Raw genomic sequence first — 15,088 nt, 5'->3', positions numbered from 1 at the left:
CTGTTCGCCGGCTCATGCGCCGCCGGTCAGCTCGAGACCGTCGAGGTCGCCCGCGGCGCGCCACGCGGCGAGCAGGTCGAAGAACTCCAGCGCCCCGGGGCCGTAGTTGACGTTCTGCGCCGGCCGGTCCTCGATCCGGCCCTCGTTGTTGTTCCGCCCCGGCGTGCACTCGGCGAGGAACTTCCGGTTGTCCTTGGCGGTCGCCACGACCGTCCGGACCCACTCGGCCTCGGCCTCGGGCCGGACCTCGAACGTCCGTACCCGACGCCGCAGGCACTCCCCGATCACGTAGCCGATGTGCCGGCCGTTCTCCTGCAGCGAATGGGAGAAGTTCACGGTGACCGCGGACTGCGAGTTGACCCCGGGCACGACGAACATGTTCGGGAAGCCGTGTGTGAACAGGCCGTGCAGCGTCCGCACGCCGGCCGACCAACGCTCGGACAGCGTCACCCCGTCCCGTCCGGCGACGTCGAACCCGATCCGCCGGGTGTACGGGGTGTCGATCTCGAAGCCGGTCGCGAAGATCACGCAGTCCAGCTCGTACTTGACGTCGTCAACGACCACACCGGACTCGTAGAACCGCTCGATCCCGGCCCCTTGGGTGTCCACCAGCGTCACGTTGGTCCGGTTGAACGTCGCGAGGTACTCGTCGTGGAAGCACGGCCGCTTGCACAGGTAGCGGTAGTACGGCTTGAGCGCCTCGGCGGTCCCGGAATCCTCGACCGTGTCGGCGATCCGCGACCTGATGCGCTCCATCCACCGGTGGTCCGCCTCGAGGATCCGCTCGGCGGCGGCCCCGGGAGGCAGGCCGGAGAAGTTCGGGTCGCCCACGAGGTCCCGGTACAGCACGGTCCACCCGTCGGCGACGTGGTCGACGTCGGCCCCGCCGCCGGTGACGATCGAGGTGAAGTTCCGCATGCGCTCCGGCTGCCAGCCGGGGCGTAGCGTCGCCGCCCACTCCGGATCGGTCTCCCGGTTCGCGCGCACCGCGATGGTGGACGGGGTCCGCTGGAACACGTACAGGTGGCGGGCGGCCCGGCCGACCGGGGGAACGCACTGGATCGCTGTCGCGCCCGTGCCGACGATGCCGACGACCTTGTCGGCGAGGCCGTCCAGCTCCTCGTGCGGACCGCCCCGGGTGTAGTCGTAGTCCCAGCGGCTGGTGTGGAAGGAGCGGCCACCGAAGACGTCGATGTCCGGGATGTCCGGGATCTTCAGCGCGCTCAGGGCACCGTTGGCGAGCACCGCGAACCGCGCGCGGAACGTGTCCTTGCGGTCGGTCTCGACCAGCCAGCACGCCGCGTCGGAGTCCCACCGCATGCCGGCCACCGCCGTGTGGAACAGCGCGTGCTCGTACAACCCGTACCGCTCCGCGAGCGTCCTGGTGTACTCGAATATCTCGGTGGCGCTGGAGTACTTGTGCTTCGGGACGTAGCCCATCTCCTCCAGCAGCGGCAGGTAGATGTAGGACTCCACGTCGCACATCGCGCCGGGATACCGGTTCCAATACCACACGCCACCGACGTCGCCGGCCTTGTCGACGAGGCGAACTCGTTCCGCGCCGTTCTCCCGGGCCCGGGCCGCGGCCATGAGGCCACCGAACCCGGCGCCGACGACCACGACGTCCACCGTGTCGTGAACCGGTTCGCGCGGCGTCGCCTGCGAGTACGGGTCGTCGAGGTAGCGGGCCAGGTCGCCGGTGAGCTCCACGATGTCGTCGCGGCTCGCACGCAGCCGCCGATCGCGCTCCTCGCGATAGCGTGCGGCCAGGTAGTCGGCGTCGATACCGGTGTCGTTGGCGCTGTCTCCGGCACTCACCGGTGGCACCTCCCTGGCATCACTAGAGAACGGCGATCGGGTTGACCAGCGAGCCCGTGCCACCCTGGATCCGCAACGGACTCACGGTCCACGTGAACGTCCACCGGCGCAGCTCGGCGCACGCGTCCGCGAGGTCGTCCAGCGCGGCGTTGTCGATGAGGGGCAGGCCGAGGAAGACGAGGGCTCCGATGTGGATCGGCGCGGCGAAACCCGCATCCGACGGAATCAGGTCGTGCCCGGCGTCCGAGACCAGCAGACCCACGTCCCGTTCCCGCAGCCAACGCAGGCACTCCGCGGCCATGCCGGGCAGCGCGGTGCGGCCGTCGATCCGCTCACACTCCGGTCCTTCCGCGGACCGGCGCGCGTCCCGGCCGACGCGTACCAGTACGGCGTCACCTGGCCGAACCTCCACGCCCGCGCGGCGTTCGGCCGCGAGCAGATCCTTGTTGAGCACCGGCCGGTCCAGCGTCAGGTGGTCGACGCCGAGCACCCGCGGGATGTCGAGCAGCACCCCCCGGGTGACCACGCCGCCCGCCAGTATCCCGATGTCGTTCACGGTCGCCCCGGTGGACTTGACCGCGTTCGCCAGTTTTCCGTTGTACATCACGCCGTCCAGCAGGACGTGGCACAGCGCGTCCATGTGTGTCTGCAGTGGACCATGCGGCGCGACCGTGATGCGGTCCCTGGTCTGCCCGTAGCCACTCGTCGGGCACACGTCTCCCGCGAGCACGGCGCTCCAGGTGGCCGCCTCCACCGCCGGCGAGGGGGCGGCGGTCCTGACCTCGCGGCCGCACGAGATGGCCACGCCGGCCTCGGCCGCGGCGAGCCCGGCCAAGGCCTCCTTCCCGCCGATCAGGTTCAGCGTGCCGCGCTGGTCCTCGCTCCCCCACCGGCCCCAGTTGCTCACCTGCGCGAACAACGCCCGGAGGCTCGCCTCGTCGACCGCCTGGCCGGCCACCGTGGACGTCATCCGGCCTCGACGACGAAGCTCACGACCGTTGTCGCACTCCCCCCGACGTTCAGCGTCGCCGCGCGACGGCACTCCGCTACCTGGTAGTCCCCCGCGTTGCCGGACACCTGCTTCGCCGCGTCGACCACCATCCGGATGCCGGTCGCCCCGACGGGGTGCCCGGAGCCGATCAGCCCGCCGCTCGGGTTGACCGGAATCCGCCCGCCCAGCTCGATCCATCCACCCTCGACCGCCTTCCAGCTCTCGCCCGGCTCGGTGATGCCGAAGTGGTCGATCGCCATGTACTCGTTGATGGAGAAGCAGTCGTGCGTCTCGATCGCGTCCACATCGGACGGTCCGGAGATCCCCGCCCGCGCGTAGGCATCGGTGATCGCACCGCGCAGGTGCGGGAGGATGTAGGGCTCGTCCGCGCTGCGTGCCAGCTTCGCCTCCAGGGACAGGCTGGCCACCCGGTGGCCCCACCCCGCGATCCGGGGCAGCTCGGTCACCGGCACGCCCACACGCGCGGCGTGCTCGGCCGCGAACTCGGCCGAGGCGAGCAGGAACCCGGCCGCCCCGTCGGTGACCTGGCCGCAGTCCTGCCGCCGCAGCCTGCCGTGCACCACCGGGTTCGCCGTGTCGTCCTCGGTGAAGCTCCGCTCGTCGAAGGTCCACTTGCGTGTCTGCGCGTTCGGGTTGCGCCGCGCGTTCTCCAGGTTCACCTCGGCGATCCGGGCGATGTGCTCGTAGCGCAGCCCGAACCTGCGGTCGTACTCCTCGGCGAGCCGGTTGAACTCGTGCGCCCATACGTATCGCTGGCCGACCGCGTCGTGCCCGACCCAGGCCGCGGTGGCCTGGTGGGCACCGGCGACGTCGCCCGACACGTTGCGCTGCTGCTCGACGCCCAGCACGAGTACGCAGTCGTGCCGGCCGGCCTCGATCTCCGCCATGGCCGAGAGCACCGCCACGCTCCCGGACGCGCACGCGGCCTCGTGCCGGGTGGCCGGCTTGCCCCAGAAGCGGTCGTCCCCGGTCGCCGGCATGGCACCGAGCTGTGACTGGGCGGAGAACAGCTCGCCGAAAGCGTTGCCCACGTGGATCGATCCGATCGCGGCGGGCTCGACCTCGGCGGACGCCAACACGACGTCCACCGTCTCGCCGACGATCTGGTGCAGCTCCAGCCCTTCCCGGCCGAAGTTGCGCGCGAAGTCCGTCTGTGCCCCGCCGAGCACGTATACCGGGTTGGCCACGTCCGCACTCCTAACGAGCGTTGTCCGCTATCGCGATCACGCCCTGGGCGTCCAGTTTCTCGATCTCCTCGCCGGGAAGGTGCAGCAGCGACGCGAGCACGTCCCGCGTGTCACCACCGAGCAGCGGCGGTGCGGCAAGGGGAACGTCCTCGTCGACGGAGCTGAGCTTGATCGGGCTGCCGATGGTCTCGTGCATCCCGCCGTCCCGAAGGTGGTACTTGGTGAACATCCGGCGCGCCGCGACCTGCTCGCTCTCCACCACCTGCTGGGTGGTGTAGATGGGGGCGCAGGGGATGCCCTCCCCGTGCAACGTCTCGAGCACCTCGGCGGTGGTCCGGCCGGCGATGAAGTCGGTGACCATCTCCCGGTTGAGCGCGTCCAGGTTCGCCAGCCGGTTCGCCGCACAGTCGAACCGCGGGTCGTCGACCACGTCGAGACGGTCCAGCGCGATACAGAAACGGCGCCACAGGCGCTCGCCCCACACGGCCAGGTTCACCCAGCCGTCCTTCGTACGGTAGGCGCCGTAGGGTGCGCTGCCGCCGATGGACCGGCCGCGACCGGCCTCCTTCTGCTGGGTCTTCCAGCGGTTCAGTGTGCTCGCGTTGAGGTAGACCATCGAGTCGTGCATGGACACGTCCACCCGCTGCGGCTTGCCGGTCTCGTCCCGCGCCCGCAACGCCAGCACCGTGCCGAACGCGGCGAAGATCGCGGTGCCGTCGTCGCCGATCGGCAGGCCGTTGTAGCCCGGCACGTCGTCGTCCGGGCCGAGACAGCGGAACTGCATCCCCGACATGCCCTGCGCGATCACGTCGAACGCGGGCCACCCGGCGCTCGGACCGGCCGGCAGCACGTCGCCGTGCCCGAAGCCGGTGAGGGTCGTGTACACGATGTCGGGCTTGCGGGCGATCAGGGACTCGAACGTGATCCCGTAGCCGTGCAGGCTGGAGACCTTCATGTTCGAGAACACGACGTCGGCCTCCGGCACCAGGCTCATGAACAGGTCCACGCCGGCTTTCGACTGCAGGTCGATGGCGACGCTGCGCTTGTTCTGCTGCTTGTTGTCCAGGTGGCCGGACTGGCTCTCCGGGCCGCGCAGGGCGTCCCCGACCCCCGGCCGCTCCACCTTGATGATCTCGGCGCCGAAGAGCGTTAGGAAGAACGTCGTGTGGTTGCCCGCCAGGTAGTTCTCCAGAGACAGAACCCGGATTCCCGTCAGGGGCCCGGTTCGTTGCAGACGAACGGTGGTCTCGTCCGGCACGGTCACACTCACGCTAGCGCTCCTCAAGATCGCAGATCCAGCAGGTTCAATGGGGACGGTGACTCACCGGGCCGTCGGCGCCGGATCGAACACCACGTTCAGGGGCTGGAACGACCGGTTCGTGAAGCCGACCAGCTCAGGTGGCGGCGCCTGCGGGTCGAGCCGCATGTTCGGGGCGAGATCGAGCATCGCCCGCACCACCTCCTGCAGCTCGGTCCGGGCCAGCGCCTGGCCGGCACACGCACGCGGGCCGAAGTTGAAGGCGACGTGGTCGCGGGGACGGTCCCGCTGGAGGTCCAGGGCGTGCGGGCACGCGTAGCGCTCGGGATCGCGGTTCGCCGCGGCCAGCATCGGGACCACCGCGTCGTCCTTCTTGATCACCGAGTCGCCGACCCGGATGTCCTCGTTGGCGTGCCGTACCCGGAAGTGGACGGTTCCGTACAGGCGCAACGCCTCCTCGACGAAGTTGGCCTGGATCTGCGGCCCGCCGTCGCGCAGCTGCCGGCGTACCTCGTCGTCCTGCAGCGCCAGCATGTACAGCGTGTTGCAGATCGAGTGCGTCGTGGTGTCGGTACCCGCGAGGAGCGTCGTGCGCACCTGCCCGAGCACGTCGCTCGGACCCCAGTCATCCAGAAGGGACGGTCCCTCGCGCCACAGCTTGCTGATGAGGTCGTCGCCCGTACCGGCCCGGCGCTCCTCCACGAACGGCAGGAGCATCGCGTTGAGCGTCTTCGACGCCTCCCGTGCATTGTCGACGATCTCGTCGTCGAGCATCAGCCGGCGGCCGAAGAACACGCCGACCGTGCGGAGGGCGTTCTTGGCGCGCATGATCCACTCGTCGTCTTGCCACGGCAGGTCCATCGACGCCGCGGCGACCCGGACCGGGATCTGCTCGGCGAAGTCGCCGGCAAGGTCCGCTCGCCCGGCGGACACCAGCGGCTTGAGCACCCGCTCGACGAGCGGGCCGACGACGTCACCTCGAAGGCCCTCCACGAACGGAGCGTTGAAGGAGAGGACGAACCACCGGTGGATGCGGCGCTGCGCCTCGCCGGTGAGGTAGACGACGCCGCGCGGAGCACCGGTGATCGGGACGAACAGGTCCAGGTTGTCCATCTCGGGCATGCGCATCGACTCGATGTCCTTGCGCAGCAGGGTGCGGTTGGTCGCGTAGTCGTAGATGACCCAGGCGCCGAGCTCCTCGTCCCAGTCGACGGGACGCCGGTCCCGGACCTGGTCGTAGAAGGCGTAGGGCTCGATACCGAACGTCGCCGACAACGATGTCGCATCAGGACTGGCCACCACAGCTCCTCTCCCGATGGTGGCCGACGGTGTATCCGACCATCACTCGGAGGTATTTCGGGATAATCGTCAACCGCTCGCCAAGAATATTGTACCGACCATTCGACTAATATACAACGAACACTTTTCGAGTCGTATTTCTCAGAATTGGGCACGCGTCGGCCACGCCGCGCGTCGGCCTCGCGCGCGTGGCGGCGGCGTACTCGAAACTCAGCGCGCGATACGGATGAAGCGCTCTCGCACGAGCAGTTTCAGCCCACGACGGTATTGTCTCTCATAGTGGTAGAGCTCCATTCGTCCACTCTGACCCTGCTTTGCCACGATATCCACGAGTCTTTCCGACACGACGATTTCGTCACCGGCGATGATGTCGCCGAACCATTCGACCGAACACTCCCCGGCGACCGGCCTCCGCGTGCTCAACGGGTCGGCGACCGGCAGGCCGCTCTCCGCCAGCTCGTCGCGCGGCACGATGCGCCCGAACGAGAGCCCCAGCGCGGTGAAGTAGTACGGCGGCGCCACGACGTCCCGATACCCCCGGGCCCGTGCCGCGTCGACGTCGTGGTGGTGCGGACCGGTGACCCGGGTGGCCACGGCGAACTTGCGAATGTCCTCTCGCGACACCAGCCGCACCTCGGAGCGAGTCTCGCCGCTCATCGCAGCTCCCGCTTGAGCACCTTGCCGGTGGCGGTCCGCGGCAGCGAGCCGACGAACTCGACGTGCTTGGGCACCTTGAACCGGGCGAGGTGTTCGCGGCAGAACTCCACAAGCTCCGCAGCGGTCGCCGTGGCACCCGGCCGTAGCACCACCACCGCCTTCGGCACCTCGCCCCACTTCTCGTCCGGCACACCGACCACGGCCGCCTCGTGAACGGCGGGATGCTGGTAGAGGACCCGCTCCACTTCGGGAGAGGCGATGTTCTCGCCACCGGAGATGATCAGGTCGTTCTTCCGGTCATCGATGAACAGGTACCCGTCCTCGTCGAGGTGCGCGACATCGCCGGTGTGGAACCAGTCGTCGGTGAACGCCCGCGCCGTCGCCTCCGGGTCCTTCCAGTAGCCGGAGAAGACCTTCGGACCGCGCAGGAGCACCTCGCCGGAGGTCCCCCTCGGCACGTCGTCGCCGTCGTCGTCGACCACGCGCAGGTCGACGTGGAGCAGCGGCCGGCCCACCGAGCCCAGCTTGCTGAAGACGTGCTCCGGGTCGAGGAACGTGTCGCCAGACACCGTCTCGGTCAGCCCGTAGGAGTCCGCGAGCCAGGCGTTGGGGAAGATCTCGAAGAAGCGCTTGATCAGCGGGGTGGGCATCTTCTCGCCGCCGTTGGTCACGAACCGAACCGTCGCGGTGTCGTAGGCCTGCGGCTCGGGCAGCGCGAGGATGGCGTTCACCATCGCCGGCGCCAGCCACAGGTTGGTCACCGAGTGCTTCTGGATCGCCTCCAGCACGGCGACGGCGTCGAACCTGGGGAGGATGACCACGCTCCCGCCGACGTACAGCGCGCTGACCCCCGGCAGGTCGTAGGCGCCGACGTGGTACATCGGCCCGGACACCAGCGTCCGGTCACCCGACGTCATGCCGAACTCGACCACGTGGTCGAAGGTCTTCCACAGGACGTTCCCGTACGTCAGCGGCACTCCCTTGGGACGCGAGGTGGTCCCCGACGTGTACATCAGCCTGCTCACGTCGTCGGCGCTGGTGTCCACAAAAGACACATCGGTGCCGGTGCCTCGATCGACCACGTCACGCAGGGACGGCGGCCCATCGGCGACCGTCCCGGTCACGATCACCTGCTCGAGGTCGGGGCAGTCGCCCGACAGGCGGCGGGAGTCGTCCGCGAACCGTTCCTCGGCGATCAGGAACCGGGCACCGGAGTGCGCCACGATGTAGCGCCACTCGTCGTACGCGAGCCGGAGGTTCAGCGGCAGGAACACCGCGCCGACCCCGTTGACGGCGAACGTCGAAGCCAGGAAGTCCACGCCGTTGTCGAGCAACAGGGCGACGACGTCACCGCGTTCCAGTCCGACCTCGCGCAGCCCGCTCACGAGCCGCCGGACCAGCGCGGCCAGGTCCGCGTGCGTCAACGACTCGTCCTGGGTACTCACCGCGAGCCGGTCCCCGTGCCGCCACGCGTTGCGCTCCAGCACGCGAGCGACGTTGTACACGAGACTCACCTACCCCTCCGTGTCCGGCCGGACGAGCTCCCACGCGACGTTGACGTGCGGGCTCTCCAGTCGCTCGAACCGGGCACGCACGCGGGCACCCGCCGACAGTCCCGACAGGTCGGTCTCCACACCCGGGCTCGGCGAGACCAACCGCCCGACCATGCGGACGTTGGCCGCACTCTCGAGGGTGACCACGACGATCGTGAACGGGACGGTCCCCGCGAAGTCCACGCTCGGCGACCGGTGTGTCGTCGTCCACGAGTACACCCGCCCGTACGACGCCACCTCGTGCCACTCGAACAGCGACGAGCCACAGAGCAGGCACAGCGGCCGCGGTGGCCACCGGTACTCGCCGCACGCCACACACCTGGGGATCGTCAGCCGGCCGACCGAGCACGACTCGAAGAACGGGACGAGCTCAGGCGCGGTGTCCGCCGCGGCGGGACGCTCAGCCATGGTGCCCCACCGACCCCAGCAGGGCGAGCGACCCGTCGCCCCAGTCGCCCCACCCGGTGACGGCGGCGATCCGCGCGCCGTCCACCTGGCGCCGGCCGGCCTCGCCGCGCAGCTGCCGGACGGCCTCGGTCACGTGGGAGACCCCACCGAGGTGCCCCTCGGCGAGCAACCCGCCGTGCGTGTTCACCGGCAGCCGGCCACCGAGCCGGGTCGCGCCGGACAGGACGAGCTCCGCGGACCCGCCGCGCTCGCAGAACCCGGCCTCCTCGAGCTGGTGGAGGACCTCGAAGGTGAAGCAGTCGTAGACCATGGCGACGTCGACGTCCTCGGGACCGAGACCGGCGGCCGCATAGGCCAGCGGCGCTGCCAGGGTGAGCCCGATGTCGAACCAGTCCTCCCGGTTGGTGAGGTCGTCGGGGCTCTCCGGCCGGGCGGCCGCCGCCGACAGCAACCGCACCGGGCGGCTCTCCGGCAGCCGCTCGGCCCGGTCGGCGATCGCGAGGATCAGGGCGACCGCGCCGTCGGTCTCCAGGCAGCAGTCGTAGCGCTGGTACGGATCGGTGATCATCGGCGCGGCGTAGTACTCGTCGTGGGTCAACGTCCGGCGGTGCATCATGGCGTTCGGGTTGAGCTGCGCGTGCCGGCGTGCGGTCACGGCGACCTCCGCCATCGCCGCCTTGCTCGAGCCGAACTCGATCTCGTGCCGCTTGGCGATGACCGAGTACCACTGCGCGGGCGTGATCCAGCCGTGTGGGCGTTCCAGGTAGGTCCGCAGGTGTTGCCCGGGCAGCGAGCCCACCCGGCTGTCGACCCGGCGCGCCGAGCTCCCGTTGCGTGCGAACACGATGGCGACCGTGTCCGCACGCCCGGAGATCATGATCGCCTCGGCCAGGGCGAGTGCGGCGACACCGGAGTTCCCACCCATCGGCGGGTGCGCGTCCACGACGCACCGGCTCGCGCCCATGTTCGAGACCAGGTCGTCGGCGGAGACGTCACCGCCGAGGGGGATGACGGCGTCGATGTCACCGATGGTCAGACCGGCGTCCGCCAGCGCCCGGCTCATCGCGTCGACGGTGAGCTCGCGGACCGAGCGGTTGCTGCGCCGGGTGAACTCCGTCTCCCCGGTGCCGACCACCATCACCGTGCCCGGCGACGTCATCTGCCGTCCCGCGACGGCCCGGGGACCTCCACGACGGCCGTCCCCGCCGTGACGAGCTCCACGTCGTCCCGCCGGACCGCGAGGTCCAGGCTCACCACCGCGCCGGAGTCCTCTCCGGACGGTTCTGCAGACGCGATCGTCGCCACGCACGTCAGCCGGTCACCCGGGAAGGTGGACAGGAGGTTGCGCGTGGTCATGCCGCGCAGCCGGCCGCCCTCGCCGTCGGCCCAGCCCGCCACCATGTCGCTCAGCCACGTCGCCTGCAGCGGCCCGTGCACGGGCACGTCGGCCAGGCCCTCGCCCAGCGCGAACGAACGGTCGTAATGGATGCGGTGCGGCAGCCAGCACGCCGCACTGAACAGGAACAGGTCGACCTCGTCGACCGTGACCGAGCGGACGCACACGTCACGACCCGAGACGTATCGAGACGTCGCGGGGTCGGAGACCGTTGCTCGGCGGAGCAGTGTTCCGTCGAGCCGCGCGCCCGCACGCCTCGTCTCGTGAATGTCGCCCATAACAGAAACAATACCTGTACCGACCGCTCTACGGAATAGTCGTGACGTTCCTCTGAAATTGTTCGACATCACACTTCGCCGCCTCGGATCGAAACCTGACCCCGGCGATTCCGGCTGTGTTCGTGCGGTGACAAGCGGCGCCCGTTTCCGTGGCGCACGCTGCAAACCCGGCGTCATCAACCTCATCGTCTCCCCTTCACACCGCGATCATTTCCCGAACTCGCGGAACCACCTCCCGCGCGTATCGCCGGATATGCCGGGTGACGTCGTCCCTGCTCATTCCCGGATAGTCGAGGCGAGCGGTCAGGTGCTGTGTCCGGCCGGGAAACGACGCGGCGATTCGCGCCACGACCCGCGCCACGTCGTCCGGGCCGCCGTTGGCGACGTAGCTGCTCGCCGGGTCCAACCCGGCCGACCCCGTGTAAGTGTCGCCGGCGGACTCGAGCCACTTCTCGTAGGTGGACAGCACCTGCCGCACACCGTCCACAAGGGAGCTTGACTCGACCGCGTCGGTCGAGACGGCGGCCATGACACCTGTCACGAGCGGCAGCGGGCCGCGGTCCCCCGCCTCCCGGTCGACGGTCCCGACCCGGTCGAGGATCTCCGCATCGGCGCCGGAGGACGGGATGTAACCATCCGCGATCCGCGCCGCGCGGACGAGTGCCGCGCGTGCCTTGCCGCCGAGAAATATCGGCGGCGCCACCTCTGGGGCCGGGCGACAGACGATGTCACGGAGGTCGATCAGCCGGCTCCGGTAGTCGAACCTCTCACCCCGCCACGCCGCACGGCACACCGCGACCGCGTCCTCGAGCAGGGCGGCCCGGCGGCGGCGGTCCACACCGAACGCCGCATACTCCTCCGGCCGGTATCCGAGCGCGACGCCCAGGATGAACCGGCCAGCACTCAGTCCGGCGACCTGAGCCGCGTCCTCCGCCAGCCGCAGGGGGTGGTACAGCGGGGCGAGCAGTACCTTCGTCCCGATCGTGATCCTCGACGTGCGCGCGGCGACGGCACCGAGCAGCGGGAAGATCGACGAGGAGTACCCGTCCGGTGAGAAGTGGTGCTCGGCCAACCAGAATCCGTCGAGCCCCTCGGCCTCCGCGACCTCGGCCCACTCCGGGATCGCCGACTGCAGGCGCCCCGCCGCGGGTCCGCCGTCGTCGCTCTGACAGTTGAACGGTCCTGCGCCGAACTTCACCACCATACGAACTCCTCAGGCGCTAGTTCGCCCGTGCGATGGGCGCGGACGCCGCACCGAGCGCACGAGTCCGACGCCGTCCGAAGTACAGCGCCACGATCGTGAAGGTCGCCGTGATCACCGCCATGATCGCCCCGAGCGCCGCGATCTCCGGGAAGGTGCCGTTCGACCACAGGTCGAGCATCAGGAAGCCGACGACCGGGGTGCTCGACCCCGACAGCAGTGCCGACCCCGTCACCTCGCTCATGATGAGCACGAACACGAGGATCGCGCCACCCACCATTCCGGGCGCCATCAGCGGCAGCGTCACCGCGCGAAGCGTGCGCACGGGCCCGGCGCCACACATCGCGGAGGCCTCGCCGAGCTCCGACCCGAGCTGGGCGTGCGCGGCCGACGCGGAGACGTAGGCCTGCGGCAGGAAGAACACCACGTACGCCAGGAGCAGGATCGTGATCGTCCCGCTCATCCGGAACGGCGGGGCGGCCAGCACCGTCAGGAACGCGATCGCCAGCAACAGGTGCGACAAACCGCCCGGCGCCTTCGCGAGGGCGTCGACCCAGCGGCCGAGCTGACCTCGCGCACGACCGGTGTACAGCGCGAACACCATCGCCACCGCCAGCGTGATCAGCATCCCGACCACGGCCAGCAGAATGCTGTTCGTCAGCGCCTCACCCAGCGCCGAGCCGTCGAACAGCACCTTTCTGAAGTTCTCCAGGCTGAGTCCCGACAGCGTGAGCTCGGGAGACCAGAAGCCACGCAGTGCGATGTAGACGAGCCCGATCAGGGGCACGGCCGACGAGCAGACCACGAACCCGATCATCAGCACCCGAGCGGGCAGGACCATCCGGCCGAGGTCCACCTTGGACGGACGGATGCCGCGCCCGCCGATCGTGGCGAACCCGCCCGAGCGCAGGATCCGCCGTTGGAGCAGGGACAGCAGCAGGATCGCCGCGAGCAGCATCAGGCTGAGCAACACGGCCGGGTCCGTGCGTGGCGGATACTGGGCGGTGAGCAGGGTGTAGACCCGCACGGAGACGATGTCGATCCCCGCACCCGTGCCGACGATGACGGCGATGGAGAAGGTCGCGAAGCCGATGATCGAACCGAGGAACGCGCCGCTCACGACCGCGGGCCGCACCGCGGGAAGGGTCACCTTGAAGAAGCTGCGCAGCGGGCCGTACCCGCAGACCCTGGACGCCTCCTCCAGCGACGAGTCCAGTTGGGACATCGCGGCCGAGACGGGGAGGTAGACGTAGGGCACGATGTTCAGCGCGTACAGGAACACCAGCCCGGGCATGGTGAAGATGTCCAGCGGGCCGTCGGCGAGGGAGATCCCGAACGCGCCCAGCAGGTCCCGCAGGGCGATGTTCAGCATCCCCGAGGACGGTGAGGTCAGGAACACCCACCCGACCGTCCCGGCCAGCGCCGGCACGAGCAGGGTGGTCAGCGGGAGGATCTCGGCGACGAAGCCGAGACGTGCGTTCGTCCGCTCGTTCAGCCATGCGAAGACGACCGCGATCGAGGTGGCCAGGACCGTCGACAACGCGACGACGACGACCGTGTTGAGGATCGTCCTCCCAACCCCCGGCAGGGCCAGCACCTGCTCGAAGGCGTTCTGGCCGGTGCTCGACGTCCCGGTCAGCACTTCGATGACGGTCTGGCCCAGCGGGAGCACCAGCAGGGCGGCCAGCAGCGCCCACATGACGAACACGAGCCCGCCCAGAAAGCTCTTGGGCCGCACCCGCCGCCACAGGCGCGACGCCGCCCCGGGGATGGCGACCCGGGCCGGCACCAACTCAGCCTGAACCATGCTCAGTCCCCACCCTGCCCGAACAGCCGGACGTCGTCCACCTCGGTGCCGAGGTGGACGACCTCACCGGGCTGGTGCGGGATCTCCCGCGAGGACAGCGCGCGGATCTCGATCCCGTTGGGGAGCCGGAAGATCGCGTCGTGGTAGATGCCGAAGAAGCGCTTGAACAGGAGCTCACCCGCGAACGTGGGGCCGGACACGCTCCTGTCCTCGGACACGTCCGTCGGCGCCGCGAGCAGGACGGTGCGCTCCGGGCGCCATGCCAGGTGGACGGTCGAGCCCGGCTCGGGTACCTGTCCGGTGGGCAGCGGGAGCCGGACCTCGTCGCCGGCTCCCGTGTCACCGTCGAACCTGACGTCCACGGACCGCTCGCCCACAGACATGATCGTGCCGGGCACCTCGTTCACCGAGCCGATGAAGTTCGCGACGTACCGGGACACCGGACGGTCGTAGACCTCACTCGGCGAGTCGAGCTGCTGGACCACGCCGTCGCGGAGCACCGCGATCCGGTCCGCCAACTCCAGCGCCTCGACCTGGTCGTGGGTGACGTAGACCGCCGTGAAGTTGACGCGCTTCTGCATCTCGAGGAGCTGGACGCGCAGCTCCTCCCGAACCTTCGCATCCACATTGGACAGTGGCTCGTCGAACAGGATGATCTTCGGCTCGGCGACCAGTGCTCTGGCCAACGAGACCCGCTGCTGCTGGCCACCGCTGAGCTTGCCCGGCAACTGGGTGGCGATCTCCGACACACCGACCAGTCGCAGCGCGTCGTCCACTCGCCGGCGCCGCTCCTCCTTCGGCACCCGGGCGGCCCGCAGCGGATAGGCGACGTTGTCCTCCACGGTCATGTGCGGGAACAACGCGTAGGACTGGAACATCATCGCGATCCCTCGACGCTCGGGGGGCCGGTTGACCCCTGCCGAGGCGTCGAAGACCGCGGTGTCACCCAGGGCGATGCTCCCGCGGTCCGGGATCTCGAGGCCCGCGATGCAGCGGAGCAGCGTCGTCTTGCCACAGCCACTCGGGCCGAGGAGCACGACGAACTCACCCTCGCGGATCGTCAGCGAGATGTCGTCGACAGGTGTCACGACGGATCCGTTGGCGCGCCTGAAGGACTTCGTCAGACCCTGCACGGTGAGTGCGGGAGGTTCGTCCCGCTCCTCGACGACGTGCCCAGTGGGCGTCGCGGTCGCCACGTGTGTCATCCCAATACT

At 69.5% G+C, this 15,088-nt stretch carries 13 protein-coding genes; all 13 read right to left on the bottom strand.

Annotated features, from left to right (window positions below; all coding sequences use genetic code 11):
• Positions 1 to 12: 12 nt before the first annotated feature.
• Positions 13 to 1,818, bottom strand: a complete 1,806-nt coding sequence (locus tag ACRDTB_RS13400; protein WP_431430500.1) for a flavin-containing monooxygenase — start codon at positions 1,816 to 1,818, stop codon at positions 13 to 15.
• Between the two features lie 22 nt (positions 1,819 to 1,840).
• The gene (locus tag ACRDTB_RS13395; protein WP_431430499.1) at positions 1,841 to 2,788 is read right to left on the bottom strand and encodes a cyclase family protein; all 948 of its coding nucleotides are present in this window, start codon (positions 2,786 to 2,788) and stop codon (positions 1,841 to 1,843) included.
• Positions 2,785 to 4,017: an acetyl-CoA acetyltransferase gene (locus ACRDTB_RS13390; RefSeq protein ID WP_431430498.1), complete on the bottom strand. Its 1,233-nt coding sequence runs from the start codon at positions 4,015 to 4,017 to the stop codon at positions 2,785 to 2,787. The genes ACRDTB_RS13395 and ACRDTB_RS13390 overlap by 4 nt, the downstream gene beginning before the upstream one ends.
• A gap of 10 nt (positions 4,018 to 4,027) precedes the next feature.
• Complete coding sequence (locus ACRDTB_RS13385) at positions 4,028 to 5,287, bottom strand: CaiB/BaiF CoA transferase family protein (protein ID WP_431430497.1); 1,260 nt, start codon at positions 5,285 to 5,287, stop codon at positions 4,028 to 4,030.
• A 51-nt stretch (positions 5,288 to 5,338) separates the two neighbouring features.
• Positions 5,339 to 6,574, bottom strand: a complete 1,236-nt coding sequence (locus ACRDTB_RS13380; protein WP_431430496.1) for a cytochrome P450 — start codon at positions 6,572 to 6,574, stop codon at positions 5,339 to 5,341.
• Positions 6,575 to 6,784: 210 nt separating this feature from the next.
• Positions 6,785 to 7,231 carry an FAS1-like dehydratase domain-containing protein gene (locus ACRDTB_RS13375; protein WP_431430495.1) on the bottom strand — a complete coding sequence of 149 codons (447 nt, stop codon included), beginning with the start codon at positions 7,229 to 7,231 and terminating at the stop codon, positions 6,785 to 6,787.
• Positions 7,228 to 8,745 carry an acyl-CoA synthetase gene (locus tag ACRDTB_RS13370; RefSeq protein ID WP_431430494.1) on the bottom strand — a complete coding sequence of 506 codons (1,518 nt, stop codon included), beginning with the start codon at positions 8,743 to 8,745 and terminating at the stop codon, positions 7,228 to 7,230. Before ACRDTB_RS13370 ends, ACRDTB_RS13375 begins: the two co-directional genes overlap by 4 nt.
• Positions 8,746 to 9,192, bottom strand: a complete 447-nt coding sequence (locus tag ACRDTB_RS13365) for a Zn-ribbon domain-containing OB-fold protein (RefSeq protein WP_431430493.1) — start codon at positions 9,190 to 9,192, stop codon at positions 8,746 to 8,748. It abuts the gene before it with no gap.
• Entirely contained in the window at positions 9,185 to 10,351 is a 1,167-nt protein-coding gene (locus ACRDTB_RS13360; protein ID WP_431430492.1) for a thiolase family protein, read from the bottom strand. The genes ACRDTB_RS13365 and ACRDTB_RS13360 overlap by 8 nt, the downstream gene beginning before the upstream one ends.
• A complete protein-coding gene (locus ACRDTB_RS13355; RefSeq protein ID WP_431430491.1) occupies positions 10,348 to 10,866 on the bottom strand; it encodes a MaoC/PaaZ C-terminal domain-containing protein in 519 nt (172 codons plus the stop codon). The genes ACRDTB_RS13360 and ACRDTB_RS13355 overlap by 4 nt, the downstream gene beginning before the upstream one ends.
• A 196-nt stretch (positions 10,867 to 11,062) precedes the next feature.
• A complete protein-coding gene (locus ACRDTB_RS13350) occupies positions 11,063 to 12,070 on the bottom strand; it encodes an LLM class flavin-dependent oxidoreductase (protein WP_431430490.1) in 1,008 nt (335 codons plus the stop codon).
• Between the two features lie 16 nt (positions 12,071 to 12,086).
• On the bottom strand, positions 12,087 to 13,874 hold the full coding sequence (locus ACRDTB_RS13345) for an ABC transporter permease (RefSeq protein WP_431430489.1): 1,788 nt from the start codon (positions 13,872 to 13,874) through the stop codon (positions 12,087 to 12,089).
• Between the two features lie 2 nt (positions 13,875 to 13,876).
• Positions 13,877 to 15,079 (bottom strand): ABC transporter ATP-binding protein, encoded by a 1,203-nt coding sequence (locus tag ACRDTB_RS13340; RefSeq protein WP_431430487.1) that lies wholly within the window; start codon positions 15,077 to 15,079, stop codon positions 13,877 to 13,879.
• Between the last annotated feature and the right edge of the window lie 9 nt (positions 15,080 to 15,088).

This window comes from Actinophytocola sp., from assembly GCF_050699935.1.
GTDB lineage: Bacteria > Actinomycetota > Actinomycetes > Mycobacteriales > Pseudonocardiaceae > Actinophytocola.
The sequence above is the reverse complement of the archived record's forward strand: the minus strand, read 5'-3'. Positions and strand labels throughout refer to the sequence as shown.